Annotated in this window: 12 protein-coding genes and 1 tRNA gene; 11 read left to right on the top strand and 2 right to left on the bottom strand. The window is 68.9% G+C overall.

The genetic code is table 11. The features are described from left to right. Positions 1-6: 6 nt before the first annotated feature. The 5 genes from lgt (at position 7) to J2Y69_RS15550 (ending at position 8854) form a co-directional block, all read left to right on the top strand. The gene (gene lgt, locus J2Y69_RS15570; RefSeq protein ID WP_310022419.1) at positions 7-1005 is read left to right on the top strand and encodes a prolipoprotein diacylglyceryl transferase; all 999 of its coding nucleotides are present in this window, start codon (positions 7-9) and stop codon (positions 1003-1005) included. 103 nt (positions 1006-1108) lie between these two features. After that, positions 1109-5701 (top strand): glutamate synthase large subunit, encoded by a 4593-nt coding sequence (gene gltB / locus J2Y69_RS15565; RefSeq protein ID WP_463675508.1) that lies wholly within the window; start codon positions 1109-1111, stop codon positions 5699-5701. Beyond that, entirely contained in the window at positions 5694-7160 is a 1467-nt protein-coding gene (locus J2Y69_RS15560) for a glutamate synthase subunit beta (RefSeq protein ID WP_310022416.1), read from the top strand. The genes gltB and J2Y69_RS15560 overlap by 8 nt, the downstream gene beginning before the upstream one ends. Before the next feature lie 59 nt (positions 7161-7219). Beyond that, positions 7220-8668: a pyruvate kinase gene (gene pyk, locus J2Y69_RS15555; protein WP_310022414.1), complete on the top strand. Its 1449-nt coding sequence runs from the start codon at positions 7220-7222 to the stop codon at positions 8666-8668. Positions 8669-8768: 100 nt separating this feature from the next. Next, a tRNA-Leu gene (locus tag J2Y69_RS15550) sits at positions 8769-8854 on the top strand. Between the two features lie 62 nt (positions 8855-8916). On the opposite strand, the gene J2Y69_RS15545 is transcribed toward J2Y69_RS15550, so the two are convergent. Beyond that, positions 8917-10122 carry an FAD-dependent oxidoreductase gene (locus J2Y69_RS15545; protein ID WP_310022412.1) on the bottom strand — a complete coding sequence of 402 codons (1206 nt, stop codon included), beginning with the start codon at positions 10120-10122 and terminating at the stop codon, positions 8917-8919. A gap of 78 nt (positions 10123-10200) precedes the next feature. On the opposite strand from J2Y69_RS15545, the gene J2Y69_RS15540 reads away from it, so the two are divergent. From J2Y69_RS15540 to J2Y69_RS15530, 3 genes are all read left to right on the top strand, one after another. Then, positions 10201-10695: a MarR family winged helix-turn-helix transcriptional regulator gene (locus tag J2Y69_RS15540; RefSeq protein ID WP_310022410.1), complete on the top strand. Its 495-nt coding sequence runs from the start codon at positions 10201-10203 to the stop codon at positions 10693-10695. A gap of 93 nt (positions 10696-10788) precedes the next feature. Further along, the gene (locus tag J2Y69_RS15535; protein ID WP_310022408.1) at positions 10789-11406 is read left to right on the top strand and encodes an ANTAR domain-containing response regulator; all 618 of its coding nucleotides are present in this window, start codon (positions 10789-10791) and stop codon (positions 11404-11406) included. Between the two features lie 2 nt (positions 11407-11408). Next, positions 11409-12002, top strand: a complete 594-nt coding sequence (locus tag J2Y69_RS15530) for a GNAT family N-acetyltransferase (RefSeq protein WP_310022405.1) — start codon at positions 11409-11411, stop codon at positions 12000-12002. On the opposite strand, the gene J2Y69_RS15525 is transcribed toward J2Y69_RS15530, so the two are convergent. Further along, positions 11980-12405, bottom strand: a complete 426-nt coding sequence (locus tag J2Y69_RS15525; RefSeq protein ID WP_310022403.1) for a hotdog fold thioesterase — start codon at positions 12403-12405, stop codon at positions 11980-11982. The genes J2Y69_RS15530 and J2Y69_RS15525 overlap by 23 nt on opposite strands. A gap of 45 nt (positions 12406-12450) precedes the next feature. On the opposite strand from J2Y69_RS15525, the gene polA reads away from it, so the two are divergent. The 3 genes from polA to J2Y69_RS15510 are packed head-to-tail and all read left to right on the top strand — an operon-like array spanning position 12451 to position 17873. Next, positions 12451-15084 (top strand): DNA polymerase I, encoded by a 2634-nt coding sequence (polA, locus tag J2Y69_RS15520; protein ID WP_310022401.1) that lies wholly within the window; start codon positions 12451-12453, stop codon positions 15082-15084. A 20-nt stretch (positions 15085-15104) separates the two neighbouring features. Next, a complete protein-coding gene (locus J2Y69_RS15515) occupies positions 15105-16787 on the top strand; it encodes a DUF885 domain-containing protein (RefSeq protein WP_310022399.1) in 1683 nt (560 codons plus the stop codon). A 54-nt stretch (positions 16788-16841) separates the two neighbouring features. Next, positions 16842-17873 carry an LLM class flavin-dependent oxidoreductase gene (locus J2Y69_RS15510; protein WP_310022397.1) on the top strand — a complete coding sequence of 344 codons (1032 nt, stop codon included), beginning with the start codon at positions 16842-16844 and terminating at the stop codon, positions 17871-17873. The last annotated feature ends 3 nt before the right edge of the window (positions 17874-17876 follow it).

Here is a 17876-nt window from a genome sequence, read left to right as displayed (position 1 = left end):
GATCTCATGTCCTTCGCGCTCTCCAACGTCCTCGCAGGCGTGGCCGCCAGCATCCCGAGTCCGCCGGTCAGCTACATCGACATCCCGATCTTCGATTTCTCCTTCCGGATCCACTACTACGCGCTGTGCATCATCACCGGCATCATCCTCGCCGTGCTGATCACCAACCACCGCCTCACCAAGCGCGGTGCGGAGCGCTGGGTCGTCATCGACATCGCGATCATCGCGGTGCCGCTCGCGATCATCGCGGCGCGGATCTTCCACGTCCTCACCCACCCGGGCTTCTACTTCGGCCCGGACAAGAACATCTGGGCGGTGTTCTACATCTGGGAGGGCGGGATCGCGATCTACGGCGCGCTGATCGGTGGGGCCGTCGGCGCCTGGCTCGGCTGCAAGTGGACCGGGATCCGGTTCTGGACCTTCGCCGACGCGCTGGCACCGGGGCTCCTGCTCGCCCAGGCGATCGGGCGCTTCGGCAACTGGTTCAACCACGAGCTGTTCGGTCTTCCGACCGACCTGCCGTGGGGCCTGGAGATCGAGTCGACCAACCCGGCGTTCCCTCCCGGCCTCGCCGAGGGCACGCTGTTCCACCCGACGTTCCTCTACGAGGTGGTGTGGAACGGGCTCGGCGTGATCTTCCTGCTCTGGATCGGCCGACGCCTCCGTCTGCAGTGGGGCAAGCTGTTCGCGCTCTACCTCATCTGGTACGGCGCAGGACGCATCGTCTGGGAGTCGATCCGCATCGATCCGAGCGAGATCTACCTCGGTCTGCGCACGAACGTCTGGGCCGCCATCATCGGCGTCGTCATCGGCATCGCGATCCTGATCGTCCAGAGCCGGCGTCACCCGGGTCTGGAGCCCTCGGCGTACATGCCCGGCCGAGAGTACAAGAACCCTGATGTAGAATCACAGGACAATCTCTCCGACTTCGTCGATGTGAGCGAGCCTCCCGTCGATGGATCGGTCGCTGGAGCCACGGCCACAAGCACCGCTCCCACGAGCTGACGCATCGCCTCCGAGGCGTGGCGCGCCCTCGTGAGGAACCATCTGCTAAGCGCTGCGCGGGCCAACGATGTCCAACGTGCACCGAACAATGAGGACGGTACGTATGGCATCGAGTCACCCGATGGAAGATCCCGGGCGCCTGAGCGTCGGGAACGGGTTCCCCGCGCGTCAGGGGATGTACGACCCCGCGTTCGAGAAGGACGCCTGCGGTCTCGCGATGGTCGCGACCCTCCGCGGCACGCCGGGACACGACATCATCGCGCTGGCGTTGGAGGCGCTCCGGAACCTGGAGCACCGCGGGGCGATCGGCTCCGACGCGGGAACAGGTGACGGTGCAGGCATCCTGACCCAGATGCCCGACGCCTTCCTGCGCGAGGTCGTGGCATTCGATCTCCCGCCGGTCGGCGAGTACGCCGCGGGCCTCGCCTTCCTTCCCAGGGACGCGGGCGCACGCCGGACGCAGAAGGCCGGCATCGAGCGGATCGCGGCGGAGGAGGGCCTCTCCGTCCTCGGCTGGCGCGTGGTCCCTACCGCCAACGAGCATCTCGGCAAGCTTGCGGACGAGGCGCGTCCGTCCTTCGAGCAGATCTTCGTGTCCCGGCCGGCGACGGGCGAGACCCCGGCCGCCGCGGGCATCGCGCTCGACCGTCTTGCCTATCGACTGCGGAAGCGGGCGGGCCACGAGATCGATGCGTACTTCGTGACGCTGTCGGCGAGGACGCTCGGCTACAAGGGCATGGTGACGACGCTCCAGCTCGAGCCGTTCTACCCCGACCTGCAGGACGAGCGCTTCGCCTCCGAGCTCGCGGTCGTGCACTCGCGCTACTCGACCAACACCTTCCCGTCCTGGCCGCTCGCTCAGCCGCTGCGGATGCTCGCCCACAACGGCGAGATCAACACGGTGGGCGGCAACCGCAACTGGATGCGGGCCCGGCAGTCGCAGCTCGAGTCCGAGCTGCTGGGGGATGTCCGCCCGCTGCTGCCGATCTGCACCGACGGGGCCAGCGACTCGGCGTCCTTCGACGAGGTCCTGGAGCTGCTGACGCTGACCGGGCGCAGCCTTCCGCACGCCGTGATGATGATGGTCCCGGCGGCCTGGGAGAAGCAGACGGACCTCGATCCGAAGCTGCGCGCGTTCTACGAATACCACGCGAACCAGATGGAGCCGTGGGACGGCCCTGCCGCGCTCATCTTCACCGATGGGACCCTGGTCGGCGCCACGCTGGACCGCAACGGCCTGCGTCCGGGACGCTGGACCGAGACCACCGACGGGCTCGTCGTCATCGGCAGCGAGACCGGCGTGCTGGAGTTCGCACCGGAGCGGATCAAGCGCCGCGGGCGCCTGCGCCCCGGAACCATGTTCGTCGTCGACACCGCACAGCGCCGGATCGTCGAGGACGAGGAGGTCAAGCGTCATCTGGCGGGCATGGAGCCCTGGCAGGAGTGGCTGGACGAGGGCACGGTGAGCCTCGCCGACCTTCCCGAGCGCGAGCACATCGTCCACCCCCCGGCCTCGATCACGCGCCGTCAGCGCACGTTCGGGTACACCGAGGAGGAGGTCAGGATCCTGCTGACCCCGATGGGCCAGAACGGCGCGGAGCCCCTCGGCGCGATGGGCAGCGACACGCCGATCGCCGTCCTCAGCAAGCGCCCCCGGCTGCTCTTCGACTACTTCGTGCAGCAGTTCGCGCAGGTGACGAACCCGCCGCTGGACGCCATCCGCGAGGAGGTCGTGACGAGCCTGCGCCTGGGCCTCGGCCCCGAGCGCAACCTGCTCAGCTGGGGCCCGGAGCATGCGCACACCGTGACCCTGGACTTCCCGGTCATCGACAACGACGAGCTGGCCAAGATCCGGCACATCGACCGCGCGCTCCCCGGACGATCCAGCGCGACGATCAAGGGCCTGTACCACTTCGATGCCGGGTCGCACACGATGCAGGAGCGTCTGGCGGAGATGTGCGCGGAGGTCGACGAGGCGATCGCGCAGGGTGCGGAGTTCATCATCCTGTCCGACCGCGACTCGAACAAGGACCTCGTCCCGATCCCGTCGCTGCTCATGCTGTCAGCCGTGCACCACCACCTCATCCGCAACGAGAACCGCATGAAGGTGGGCCTCATCGTCGAGGCGGGCGATGTCCGCGAGGTGCACCACGTCGCGACGCTCATCGGCTACGGCGCCTCGGCGATCAACCCCTACCTCGCGATGGAGACGGTCGAGCACCTCGTGCGCACCGGGTTCATCACCGGCATCACGCCGGAGAAGGCGGTCCGCAACCTCATCTACGCGCTCGGCAAGGGCGTGCTGAAGATCATGTCGAAGATGGGCATCTCCACCGTCGGCTCCTACGCCGGCGCGCAGGTGTTCGAGGCGGTCGGCCTCGGTCAGGAGCTCGTCGACGCCTACTTCACGGGCACGGCGACGCGGCTCGGCGGGATCGGCATCGAGGACGTCTTCGTCGAGAACCAGGCCCGCCACGACTACGCCTACCCGGAGGACGCCGCGGCGCGCGCGCACGAGCGGCTCTGGACGGGCGGGGAGTACCAGTGGCGCCGCGACGGCGCCCCCCACCTCTTCAACCCCGAGACGGTCTTCCGGCTCCAGCACTCCACGCGCACCCGTCGCTACGACGTGTTCCGCGAGTACACGGCGCTGATCGATGACCAGTCGCGCGAGCTGAAGACGCTCCGCGGGCTCTTCGAGCTGCGGACGGGGGAGCGGCCCCCGGTCCCGATCGACGAGGTCGAGCCGGTGTCGTCGATCGTCAAGCGCTTCTCGACGGGAGCGATGAGCTACGGCTCCATCTCGAAGGAGGCGCACGAGACCCTGGCCATCGCCATGAACAGGCTCGGCGCCAAGTCCAACACCGGCGAGGGGGGCGAGGACCCCGATCGTCTGGTCGACCCCGAGCGTCGCAGCGCGATCAAGCAGGTGGCGTCCGGGCGGTTCGGCGTGACGAGCCAGTACCTCACCGAGGCCGAGGACATCCAGATCAAGCTGGCCCAGGGCGCGAAGCCCGGTGAGGGCGGGCAGCTGCCGCCGCAGAAGGTCTACCCGTGGGTGGCCCGCACCAGGCATGCGACGCCCGGCGTGGGGCTGATCTCGCCGCCGCCGCACCACGACATCTACTCGATCGAGGACCTCAAGCAGCTGATCTTCGATCTGAAGCGGGCCAACCCCGGCGCGCGGATCCACACCAAGCTCGTGAGCCAGTCCGGGATCGGGGCGGTCGCCGCAGGCGTCGCCAAGGCTCTCAGCGACGTCGTGCTCGTCTCCGGCCACGACGGCGGCACCGGGGCGAGCCCGTTGAACTCGCTCAAGCACGCAGGGACACCGTGGGAGCTCGGCCTCGCCGAGACCCAGCAGACCCTGATGCTCAACGGCATGCGCGATCGCGTGGTGGTCCAGGTCGACGGCCAGCTCAAGACCGGCCGCGACGTGATCATCGGCGCGCTGCTCGGCGCCGAGGAGTTCGGCTTCGCCACGGCGCCGTTGGTGGTCAGCGGCTGCATCATGATGCGGGTCTGTCATCTCGACACCTGCCCGGTGGGGGTCGCGACCCAGAACCCCGTGCTCCGGGAGCGGTTCACCGGCAAGCCCGAGTTCGTCATCAACTTCATGGAGTTCATCGCCGAGGAGGTGCGCGAGATCCTCGCGGCACTCGGCTTCCGCACGCTCGACGAGGTCATCGGCCGCGCCGACCTGCTCCGCGTCGATGCCGCGATCCACCACTGGAAGACGGACGGGCTCGACCTGTCACCGATCCTCGAGGGGCCGGTGTTCCCCGCGGGCGAGCCGCGTCGGAGCGGTCGCGCGCAGGATCACGAGCTGGAGAAGCACTTCGACGCCCCTCTGATCGAGATGGCCAGGGAGGCGCTCGAGGACAGGGCGCCGGTGATCATCGAGCTGCCGATCCGCAACACCGAGCGAGCGGTCGGCACGATGCTCGGCCATGCCGTGACCTCCCGGTACGGTGCGGAGGGCCTCGCGAAGGAGACCATCGACATCACGCTCCACGGCACTGCCGGTCAGTCGCTCGGCGCGTTCATGCCGCCCGGCGTGGCCCTCCGCCTCGAGGGCGACGCCAACGACTACGTCGGCAAGGGGCTCTCCGGTGGGGACATCACCATCCGTCCGCCGCGCACGGCGACCTTCGAGCCGCATCGCAACGTGATCGCCGGCAACGTGATCGGCTACGGCGCCACGAGCGGGACGATGTTCATCTCCGGTGTCGTGGGGGAGAGGTTCCTCGTCCGCAACTCCGGCGCGACCGCCGTCGTCGAGGGCGTGGGGGACCATGCCCTGGAGTACATGACCGGCGGTGTCGCCGTCATCCTCGGCGAGACCGGAAGGAACCTCGGAGCCGGAATGTCCGGCGGCGTCGCCTACGTCCGCGGGCTCCGCGAGGACCAGGTCAACGCCCAGTCGCTCGACTCGGGCGAGCTGATGCTGGAGCCGCTCGACCGTGCCGATCTGGAAGTGCTCCGGAGCCTGCTCGCCGAGCACGAGGAGCGCACGGCCTCACCGCTCGCCGCCCTCCTCCTCGCCGACTTCGAGAGGACGTCGGGCGAGTTCGTCAAGGTCCTCCCGCGCGACTACGCCGCCGTGCAGCGTACGCGCGAGGAGGCGAAGGCCGCGGGGCTCGACCCCGACGGCGACATCGTCTGGAACCGCATCCTGGAGGTGACCGGTGGCTGATCCCAAGGGCTTTCTGAAGGTCACGGAGCGTGAGGTGCCCGCGCGCCGTCCCGTCCCCGTCCGCATCATGGACTGGAAAGAGGTGTACCAGCCGGGCGACTCGGCGGTGCTCCGTCGCCAGGCCGGCCGGTGCATGGACTGCGGCGTGCCGTTCTGTCACTCCGGCTGCCCTCTGGGCAACCTGATCCCGGAGTGGAACGACCTCGCCTGGCGCGGCGAGGGGCGCGCGGCGATCGAACGCCTGCACGCGACGAACAACTTCCCGGAGTTCACCGGCCGCCTCTGCCCGGCGCCGTGCGAGAGCTCCTGCGTGCTGGGCATCAACCAGCCTGCGGTCACGATCAAGCAGATCGAGGTCTCGATCATCGACGAGGCCAGCGCCAAGGGCTGGGTCGAGCCGCAGCCGCCGGAGCGCCTGACGGGCAAGACGGTCGCCGTCGTGGGCTCGGGCCCCGCCGGTCTCGCCGCCGCGCAGCAGCTGACGCGCGCGGGGCACACCGTCGCGGTCTTCGAGCGCGACGACCGCATCGGCGGTCTCCTGCGCTACGGGATCCCCGACTTCAAGATGGAGAAGTCGGTGCTGGACGCGCGCCTGCGTCAGATGCAGGAGGAGGGCACCCGCTTCCGCGCCGGCGTCGAGATCGGCGTCGACATCACCTGGGACGACCTGCGTGCCCGCTATGACGCGGTCGTGCTGGCGACGGGATCCACCGTCCCGCGCGATCTCTCGATCCCCGGACGGGACCTCGACGGCGTCCACTTCGCGATGGAGTACCTCGTCGAGTCCAACAAGGCGGTCGCCGGCGACCCGGTGCCGCATCAGATCAGCGCCGAGGGCAAGCACGTCGTGGTGATCGGCGGCGGGGACACCGGCGCCGACTGCATCGGGACGGCCCACAGGCAGGGCGCCTTGAGCGTCACGAACCTCGCCATCGGCATGCAGCCCTCCTCCGAGCGCCCCGACCACCAGCCGTGGCCCATGATGCCCACGGTCTTCGAGGTCCAGTCCGCGCACGAGGAGGGCGGCGAGCGGATGTTCCTCGCGTCCACCGTCGAGTTCCTCGCCAACGACGCGGGCGAGGTTCGCGCGCTGCGCGTCGCCGAGACGGAGTACCTCGACGGGCGGCGCGTGCCCAAGAGCGGGACGGAGCGGGAGATCCCCGCAGACCTCGTCCTCATCGCGATGGGCTTCACCGGCCCCGAGAGCGAGACGTTCGACGAGGCCGTCCGTCCGCGCAAGACCGAGCGCGGCGCGTTCGTCCGCGACGACGAGTACTCCTCGACCCTGACCGGCGTGTTCGTCGCCGGCGACGCGGGCCGGGGACAGTCGCTCATCGTCTGGGCCATCGCGGAGGGCCGCGCCGCGGCCGCGAGCGTTGACCGTTACCTCATGGGCAGCTCCCTGCTGCCCTCGCCCGTCCGCCCGACGGATGTCGCGATCGGACTCCAGCCCGCGTAGGCTGAACCCGGCAGCGTGGCCCCTTCGTCCATCCCCCTGAAAGACCCGGAGACATTGCATTGAGACGTGCCAAGATCGTCGCAACCCTCGGCCCGGCCACCTCGACCTACGAGACGGTCCGTGCCCTCATCGACGCGGGGGTGGATGTCGCGCGGCTGAACCTCAGCCATGGTGACTACTCCGTCCACGACACCAACTACGCCAACGTCCGCCGCGCGGCGGAGGACTCCGGCCGTGCCGTGGCGATCCTCGTCGACCTGCAGGGCCCGAAGATCCGCCTCGGCAAGTTCGAGGCCGGTCCCTACGAGCTCGCGGTCGGCGACATCTTCACGATCACCACCGATGACATCATCGGCAACCGGGAGATCTCGGGGACGACGTTCAAGGGTCTTCCGCAGGACGTGAAGCCGGGTGACTTCCTCCTGATCGACGACGGCAAGGTCCGCGTCGAGGTGATCGAGACCGATGACACCTCGGTGAAGACCCGCGTCGTGGTCGCCGGGGCGGTCTCCAACAACAAGGGCATCAACCTGCCGGGCGTGGCGGTGAACGTCCCCGCGCTGAGCGAGAAGGACGAGCAGGACCTGCGCTGGGGCCTGCGCTCGGGCGCCGATCTCATCGCCCTCTCGTTCGTCCGCAACGCGGACGACGTCCAGCGCGTCCACGAGATCATGGCGGAGGAGGGGATCCGCGTCCCCGTCTTCGCGAAGATCGAGAAGCCTCAGGCGGTCGACGCCCTCGAGGAGATCATCGCCGCGTTCGACGGCATCATGGTCGCCCGCGGCGACCTCGGCGTCGAGCTGCCCCTGGAGGCGGTCCCGATCGTCCAGAAGCGGGCTGTCGAGCTCGCACGTCAGAACGCGAAGCCCGTCATCGTGGCGACGCAGATGCTGGAGTCGATGATCTCGAGCCCGGTGCCGACGCGTGCGGAGACCTCCGACGTGGCCAACGCCGTGCTCGACGGCGCCGATGCCGTGATGCTCTCCGGCGAGACGAGCGTGGGGGACTACCCGGTGGTCGTCGTGGAGACGATGGCGCGCATCATCGAGTCGACCGAGGAGCACGGGCTCGAGCGCATCCATGCGCTGACGAACAAGCCGCGCACCCAGGGCGGCATCATCACGCTCGCTGGCCAGGAGGTCGCCGAGTTCGTCGATGCGAAGTTCATCTGCGTCTTCACCCAGTCCGGCGACTCGGCCAGGCGCATGTCGCGTCTCCGGTCCCGGATCCCGATGCTCGCCTTCACGCCGGAGCCCGCCATCCGGCGCCGCCTGGCGATCACCTGGGGCATCCGCTCCGTGCTGGTGGACGTCGTCGAGCACACCGACATGATGTTCCACCAGGTCGACGAGCACCTGCTCGCCCAGGGGCTGGCAGTCGAAGGCGATCGCGTCGTCGTGATCTCCGGATCCCCTCCCGGGATCGTCGGCTCGACCAACGACATCCGTGTCCACAAGGTGGGCGACGCGGTCGGCGGTGCTGCCCCGGTCTACAAGTCCAGGGCGTGATCGTCGCGAAGGGCGGGGCTACGGCCCCGCCCTTCGTCGTCCCCCGTTCGCCTTCAGACGATTCGGGCGGGCATTCAGGGTGCGCTAGCGTTGTTCCCGGGCCGGCGTGGCGGAATGGCAGACGCGGAGCACTCAAAATGCTTTGTCCGAGAGGGCGTGTGGGTTCGAGTCCCACCGCCGGCACCAGAAGCGATGCACCGTCGTCGCGCACGCCGTCCCGCAGCGGCCTCCGCGAGGACAGGTCCCGTTCAGCGGTCGTTCGGCACGGCGGGGTCGTCCCACGGCACGGTGTGGTTGTAGAGGTGGTCGTTGCGGCTGTCGGTCATCGCGCCTCTGAGGAAAAGCGGCAGCATCAGATCGCGCAGGGCGATCGCGATCTTCGAGGACGTGGTCGATTTCCGCTTGCTGATGGCGCGGGCGTAGCGGACGACCTCTTCGGCCCTGGGCCGACGGGTCCGCTCGTACTGGGCGAAGGCGCGCTCGTGATCCGGCTCGTCACGCAGGCAGCGCGCGAGCGTCGCGGCGTCCTCGAGAGCGAGGGACGCTCCCTGGCCGGCGCTCGGCGATGTGGCGTGCACAGCGTCGCCGACGGCCACGGCCCGTCCCCGGTGCCAGTGCGGCACGTGGGCGAGGTCGTAGATGCCGTAGGCGCCGATCTCGCCCTCTGCGGCGTCGAGGATCTGCGGCACCGGATACGGGTCGTCGGAGTGGATCTCCCGCAGTTCCGCGAGCCAGGCAGCGCTCGGCACGGCACGAAGCTCATCGCGGTCCATCTCCGCCCTGGTGGGATTGGCGAACCAGTACACGGTGCCGTCCTCTCGGACGAGATACCCGAAGAAGCCTCGTGCGCCGAAGACCATGTGCTGGGTCAGCGGAGTCGGCTCGAGGCCGGGTAGCCGGGCGAACCCGCCGACGCTGAGGATGCCGCTGTAGGCGGGCTCCGGTGCCTGCGGGTCGATCCAGCGCCGGACGACGGAGCCGACCCCGTCGCACCCGATCAGGACATCGCCGCGCGCGCTGCTGCCGTCGGCGAAGTGCGCGATGCTCGCCTCGTCCCGTTCCTCGACGCGCTCCAGGCGGGCGCCCCAGACGGTGGGGATGCCAGCATCTTCGGCGGCATCACGAAGGACCTCGTTCACCCACTCGCGTCGCACCACGACGCTCCCACGTTCCGGCTCGCCCGATGGGCCGTTCGGCACGCGGCCGAGTCTGCGCCCCCGACCGCTCCACATCTCCATGTTCGGGCTGAGGTGCCCGTCCGAGACGAGTCGTGCGCGCAGGCCGAGGGTCTCCAACACGGCGAGCCCATTGGTGGCGACGTTCAGGAAGAGGCCGCCGGAGGTATCGGGCGCAGGCCTGGCCTCGAAGATCCGGGCATCCCAGCCCGCCTTCTTCAGGAAGAGCGCGACGGCAGGGCCGGCGACGCCTCCGCCGATGATGAGAGCCTTGGGCATCCGTGAACCTTTCGATTAGCCTTGATGAAGAGGGAGAGGCTCTATAAGAGAGTCGCTCTATTTTGGAGAGAATACGTGATGCCCGAATCATCCGCAACCCGTGCCGCCGCGATCGCTCGACAGGGGGAGGCCATGCGGGAGTTCATGGCCAGGGCCGTGCTCTTCCAGGACGCGGTCGCCCGCTCGGCCGGATTGAACGGCAGCGACCTCCAGGCGGTCGGGCTACTGCTCCGGGACGGGCCGGCAACGCCCGGCGAGCTCGCCGCGCGGGTCGGTCTGACCGCGGGAGGGGCGATCACGGCGATGATCGACCGGCTCGAACGCGCGGGGTACGTCACGCGCGCCCGCGATCTCGCCGACCGTCGCCGCGTCATCGTGACTGCCGTCCCCGAGGCGCTGATGTCGCGGGTCGGCTACGTCTACGGGCGGGTCGCCGACCGGTGGAGCGAGTACCTGGAGACGCTGGACGACGAGCAGATCGACTTCGCCACCGACCTCTTCGCGCGGGCGGCGGAGATCAACCGTGAGGAGATCGAGGCTCTTCGTGGGGCCGCCTCCGGATCGGATCGATAGGGCAACGGGGTCGATCTGCTCGTCGCGCATCGATGCCGCCACTGCTCGTCGTTTCACGGCGGTACCAGGGGCACGGTCCCCTAGAATGGATCCGTGACCGAGCTAGAGCAGCCTGAGCAGCCCACCTCCTCCGCACCGAGACGCGTCGTCGTCGCCGAGGACGAGTCGCTGATCCGCCTCGACATCGTCGAGATCCTCCGCGACAACGGCTTCGACGTCGTTGGCGAGGCCGGCGACGGCGAGACCGCCGTGGCGCTCGCGACGGAGCTGCGTCCCGACCTGGTCATCATGGACGTCAAGATGCCGCAGCTCGACGGGATCAGCGCGGCCGAGAAGCTGCACAAGAACAACATCGCCCCCGTCGTGCTGCTGACGGCCTTCAGCCAGAAAGAGCTCGTGGAGCGGGCGAGCGAGGCGGGCGCCCTCGCATACGTCGTGAAGCCGTTCACCCCGAACGACCTCCTCCCGGCCATCGAGATCGCCCTCGCGAGGCACGAGCAGATCATCACGCTCGAGGCCGAGGTCGCCGACATGGTCGAGCGGTTCGAGACGCGCAAGCTCGTGGATCGCGCCAAAGGCCTCCTCAACGAGAAGATGGGCCTGAGCGAGCCGGAGGCCTTCCGCTGGATCCAGAAGGCGTCGATGGATCGCCGGCTCACCATGCAGGACGTCGCCAAGGCGATCATCGAGCAGCTCGCTCCCAAGAAGTGACGATGGACCTCGGCGACGGCATCAGCCTCCGCCGAGTGGGCGCGGGGGACGGCCGGCTGCTCGCCGAGGCGTACACGCGCAATCGCATCCACCTCGAGCCCTGGAACCCGGCGACGACGGAGGACTTCTTCACGGTCGCGCACCAGGAGGCGCAGGTCGAGCGAGCGGTGCGCGAGGGCGAGCAGGGCCGCAGTGCGGCGTTCGTGATCGTCGACGACACGCGCGTCCTCGGGAGGGTCAACCTCAGCCACATCGTGCGCGGGGTGTTCTGCAACGCCGACCTCGGCTACTGGATCGATGCGGAGGTGGCCGGCCGCGGGATCATGCGTCGCGCGGTCGCCCTGGTCCGGCAGCATGCGCAGCGGGAGCTGGGTCTGCACCGGATCCAGGCGGCGACGCTGGTGCACAACCTCGGCTCGCAGCGCGTGCTCGCAGTCAACGGCTTCCAGCAGATCGGGCTCGCGCCCCGGTATCTGCGGATCGCAGGGGAGTGGCAGGATCACCTGCTGTTCCAGCGGATCCTGGAGGATCCGGTCGCGGAGCGCCCGAGCCCCGCCACCGTGCGGAGCCGGATCAGCGGGCCGGGGCGTCCTTGATCATGTTCGTGATCCGGATGGTCGAGCAGCGACGACCCTGATCGTCGGTCACGACGATCTCGTGCACGGTGATGCTGCGGCCGAGATGGACCGAGGTGCACACGCCGGTGACGATCCCGCTCGTCGCGGATCGCGTGTGCGTGGCGTTGATGTCCACGCCGACCGCGATCTTGCCCGGTCCCGCGTGCAGAGTCGCCGAGACGGATCCCAGCGTCTCGCCGAGGACGACATAGGCGCCGCCGTGCATCAGACCGACGGGCTGGGTGTTCCCCTCGACGGGGAGGGTGGCGACGCTGCGATCGGCGCTCACCTCGAGGAACCGCATGCCCATCTTCGTCGCCAGCGCTCCCATGGCGCGAGGGGTGGACCAGTCCGTGCTCTCGTCCCTGATCGTGTCGGCCATGCATCCTCCTCCGCGCGTGTCCGTCGTCCTCGTTAGGCTGGCATGGTGACGGACTCCGCAAAGCCTACCCTCATGGTCGTGGACGGCCATTCGCTCGCCTACCGGGCGTTCTTCGCCCTCCCGGTCGAGAACTTCACGACCAAGGACAATCAGCACACCAACGCGATCTACGGCTTCCTGTCGATGCTCGTGAACCTCATCAAAGCCGAGCGCCCCACGCATCTGGCGATCGCGTTCGACACCTCCCGTCACTCCTTCCGCACCGATGTGTACCCCGAGTACAAGGCGACCCGCTCGGAGACGCCGCAGGAGTTCCGCGGCCAGATCCCGCTCCTGCAGGACTGCCTCGCCGCGATGTCGATCCCCGTGCTCACGAAGGAGACTGTCGAGGCCGACGACATCCTCGCGACCCTGGCAACGCAGGGCGCAGAGAAGGGGTACGGAGTCCTGGTCGTCTCCGGCGACCGAGACACCATCCAGCTCGTCACCGACGACATCACGCTGCTCTATCCCTCCGTCCAGGGCGTCTCGCAGCTCAAGCGGTACGACCCCGAGGCGGTTCAGGAGCGCTACGGCGTGCGTCCCGAGCAGTATCCCGACATCGCGGCGCTGGTCGGTGAGACGAGCGACAACCTCCCCGGCGTGCCGAAGGTGGGGGAGAAGACGGCGGTGAAGTGGCTGACGCAGTTCGGGTCGCTCGACGAGCTCCTCGATCGTGCGGAGGAGATCAAGGGCGTCGTCGGCGGCAACCTCCGGGAGCACATCGAGGACGTGCGCCGCAATCGCCGGCTCAACCGTCTCCTCCGCGACGTGGAGCTCCCGGTGGGTCCGGACGACCTCGCCGTCGAGTCGATGGACGCACAGGCGGTGCGCGACATCTTCGCGCGCCTGGAGTTCCGTACCCTGCTTCCGCGCGTCTTCGAGGCCGTCGGCGGCGACGCGGTGCTGGAGGAGGAGGCCGCGCAGGTCGCGGTGCCCGCCGCGCGCGAGGTCGATGCGAAGGGCCTCGGCGAGTGGATCGATGCCGCGGAGGGTGAGATCGGACTGACGGTCACCGTCTCCGAGGGGCATCCGCAGCGGGTGGGGCTCGCCTCCGGCGACGATCTTGTCGAGGCGACCTGGAGCGAGGAGGCCGGGGTGAGTCTCCGTGCCTGGCTGGAGTCGTCCTCGCCCAAGACGTTCCACGATGCGAAGCCCCAGCTCAAGGCGCTGCGGAACGCGGGCATCCGCGTGGACGGTCTCGCCTATGACACGAGCCTCGCCGGCTGGCTGCTGCGTCCGAGCTTCCCGGACAAGACCCTGGCCGACCTGGTCGACCGCTACCTCGGCGAGAAGCTGCCCGAGGCCGATCCGAGCCAGCTCGTCCCCGAGACCGAGGGGGCGACGCCCGCGCAGCTCGCCTGGTTCACCGCTCGCGTCACCGCGGCGCTGCGCGCTGATCTTCCCGAGAACGTCGACCGGGTGCTGCGGGAGATCGAGCTGCCGACGCTGGGTACGCTGGCCGACATGGAGCTGGCCGGCGTCTCCGTCTCGCACGAGAAGCTCTCCGGCTTCTCCCGAGAGCTCGGAGAGCGGGCGGACCGCATCGCCCAGGAAGCTTTCGGGATCATCGGCCGTGAGGTGAACCTCGGCTCGCCGAAGCAGCTGCAGGAGGTCCTCTTCGAGGATCTGGAGCTCCCGAAGACCCGCAAGACGAAGACCGGCTACTCCACGGATGCCGCCGTCCTCGTCGACCTGCAGGAGACCAATCCCCACCCGTTCCTGGGGCTCCTGCTCCAGCATCGGGAGGCCACCAAGCTGCGGCAGATCATCGAGTCCCTCGATTCGTCGATCCGCGACGACCATCGCGTTCACACGACGTACGTGCAGACCGGCAGTCAGACCGGCCGCCTCTCCAGCACGGATCCGAACCTCCAGAACATCCCGGTCCGCACCGAGGAGTCGCGGCGCATTCGTGCGGCCTTCGAGGTCGGTGAGGGGTACGAGGCGCTTCTCACGGCCGACTACTCCCAGATCGAGATGCGGATCATGGCGCACCTGTCCGGCGATGAGGGGCTGATCGAGGCGTTCCGGTCGGGGGAGGACCTGCACCGCTTCGTCGGCGCCAGGGTCTTCGGCGTCGAGCCGGAGGAGGTCACCTCCGTCATGCGCACCAAGGTGAAGGCGATGTCGTACGGTCTCGTCTACGGGCTGAGCGCGTTCGGGCTCTCCAAGCAGCTGCGGATCGAGCAGGCCGAGGCCAAGCAGCTCATGCTGGAGTACTTCTCCCGGTTCGGTGCGGTGCGCGACTATCTGCGTGCGTCGGTCGTCGCCGCGAAGGAGGTCGGCTACACCGAGACGATCTTCGGACGGCGGCGGCCGTTCCCGGACCTCGCGAGCCCCAACCGGGTGCTGCGTGAGAACGCGGAGCGAGCGGCGCTCAACGCCCCGATCCAGGGCAGCGCGGCGGACATCATGAAGATCGCGCTCTTCCGGATCCACCAGGACCTGCTCGCGCAGGATCTGCGGTCGCGCGTCCTCCTGCAGATCCACGATGAGCTCGTCGTGGAGGTCGCAGCAGGGGAGTGGGACACGGTGGAGCGGATCGTCCGGGACCGGATGGGGGGCGCCGCCGAGTTGTCGGTGCCGCTCGATGTCCAGGTCGGACGTGGCGCGGATTGGAATGAGGCCGCGCACTGACGCGCGCTACGCTCGAATCCATGACCTCCCACACCCCCGAACCCCGCACCCCCAGCGCCATCGATCAGGTGGCGGAGGGGTGGGTCGACTCCCTCGTCGGCTTCTCGCCCATCCTGGCCACCTACATCGGCCGCAATGAGGCGAACGGTCGCCTCGACGACCTGAGCCCGGAGGGGCACGCCCATCAGGTGGAGGAGACGAGGCGCACGCTCGCCGCGCTCGATGCCCTGGAGCCGGTGGACGCTGTGGACGACGTCACGAAGGCGGATCTGGGAGCCGAGCTCCGGCTGTCCCTCGAGTTCGACGAGGCGCAGTGGCACCTCCGCGACCTGAACGTCATCGCCTCGGCCGCGCAGGACGTGCGTCAGGCGTTCGACCTGATGCCGACCGAGACCACGGACGACTGGGCGGTCGTCGCAGAGCGCCTCGCGGCGGTCCCGGATGCGCTCCGCGGCTACGTCGCCACCCTGAGAGAGGGCATCGGCCGGGGCGTCGTCCCCGCTCGACGCCAGGTGATCGAGGTGGCGACGCAGATCGCCCGCTACACGGCGGATGACGGCTTCTTCGCCTCGTTCGTCGCGGATGCGGCTCCGGCCGAAGGCCAGCTCCCCGCATCGCTCGCCCGGGATCTGGCCGATCACTCCTCGGCGGCGCGGGTGGCGTACGACGAGCTGCGATCGTTCCTGAGCACGGAGCTGGCGCCGGTCGCCGGCGACCAGGATGCCGTCGGTCGTGAGCTCTACGCACTGGCCTCGCGCCGTTTCCTCGGCGCGTCCATCGACCTCGACGAGACCTACGAGTGGGGGCGCGAGGAGCTCGCGCGGATGGTCGCGGAGCAGACATCGATCGCCCAGGAGATCGTCCCCGGCGGCTCCGTGGAGGATGCCGTCGCGTTCCTGGACGCCGATTCCTCGCGCCGGCTCGTCGGCACCGACGCGCTGCAGCGTTGGATGCAGGAGACCAGCGACCGGGCGATCGCCGAGCTCGGCGCCACGCACTTCGACATCCCGGAGCAGATCCGGGAGCTGGAGTGCATGATCGCGCCGACCCAGGAGGGCGGCATCTACTACACCGGTCCGACCGATGACTTCTCACGTCCCGGCCGGATGTGGTGGTCCGTTCCCGAGGGCGTGACCGAGTTCGACACCTGGCGCGAGCTGACCACGGTCTATCACGAGGGAGTTCCCGGGCATCACCTGCAGATCGCGCAGGCCACCTACAACCGCGCCGAGCTGAACACCTGGCGCCGGGTGCTGGCCGGCACGTCCGGCCATGCAGAGGGTTGGGCGCTGTACGCGGAACGGCTCATGGAGCAGCTCGGCTACCTCGATGATCCTGCCGATCGGTTCGGGATGCTCGACGGGCAGCGACTGCGCGCGCTCCGTGTGGTCCTCGACATCGGCGTGCACCTCGGCAAGCCACGTCTCGACGGGGAGGGCGTCTGGGATCACGACTACGCCCTTGAGATGATGCGGCAGAACGTGAACATGAACGACGGCTTCCGTCAGTTCGAGGTGAACCGCTATCTCGGATGGCCGGGGCAGGCGCCGTCCTACAAGGTCGGGCAGCGCATCTGGGAGCAGGTCCGCGACGACTACGCGGCCGCGCGCGGCGAGGCGTTCTCAATCAAGGAGTTCCACAAGCGGGCGCTCGACATGGGCGGGGTGGGTCTGGACACCCTCCGGGCGGCGTTGCTGCGCTGAGGGAATTCCCGCTCCGGGTTCCTGGTTCATTCAGGTGAATAGAAAGGATCTCCCATGGAGCTGGAGTTCGGACTGGACACGTTCGGAGACGTCACGCGTGGCGTCGACGGCGAGCTGCTGACCGCCGCGGAGACGATTCGCAACATCGTCGCCGAGGCGGAGCTCGCCGATGGCGTCGGCGTCGACTTCTTCGGGGTGGGCGAGCACCACCGTCGTGAGTTCGCGGTGTCGAGCCCGGAGATGGTGCTCGCGGCCATCGCGGCGAAGACGTCGCGCATTCGCCTCGGCACTGCGGTCACTGTGCTCTCGTCGGACGATCCGGTGCGCGTCTTCGAGCGGTTCTCGACACTCGATGCGCTCTCGAACGGCCGTGCCGAGGTGGTTCTCGGCCGAGGGTCGTTCATCGAGTCGTTCCCCCTGTTCGGCTACGACCTGAACGACTACGAGCAGCTCTTCGAGGAGAAGCTGGACCTCTTCGTCCGGCTTCTGGACGAGGAGCCGGTGACCTGGCAGGGGACGCTGCGGGCTCCGCTGGAGAACGCCGAGGTCTTCCCGAAGACGGCAGGAGGCCTGCGCACCTGGGTCGGGGTCGGCGGCACACCGGAGTCGGTCGTTCGCGTGGCCCGTCACGGGCTCGGGCTCATGCTGGCGATCATCGGCGGACCTGCGGCGCGGTTCCGCCCGCTCGTCGACCTGTACCACCGCTCCGTCACGACGTTCGGGACCGCAGCGCATCCCGTGTCCGTGCACTCCCCGGGCCACATCGCCGCGACCGATGACGAGGCGTGGGACGCCGCGTACGAGGGGTTCGAGGCGATGAACAACACGATCGGCCGGGAACGCGGATGGCCGCCGTACAGCCGCGCGCGGTTCCAGAACGACGTCGGTCCCGCAGGCTCGCTCTATGTCGGCTCTCCCGAGCGGGTCGCGGCGAAGATCGCCGAGACGGTGACGACGCTCGGCCTCGGCCGATTCGACATGAAGTACGCGACGGGCACGCTCTCCCACGAAGCGATGATGCGGAGCATCGAGCTCTACGGCACCGAGGTCATCCCGCGCGTGAGGAAGCTGCTCGCCGACCGGTGAGAC

It is taken from the genome of Microbacterium resistens, from assembly GCF_031456305.1.
Classification (GTDB): Bacteria; Actinomycetota; Actinomycetes; order Actinomycetales; family Microbacteriaceae; genus Microbacterium; species Microbacterium resistens_A.
The sequence above is the reverse complement of the archived record's forward strand: the minus strand, read 5'-3'. Positions and strand labels throughout refer to the sequence as shown.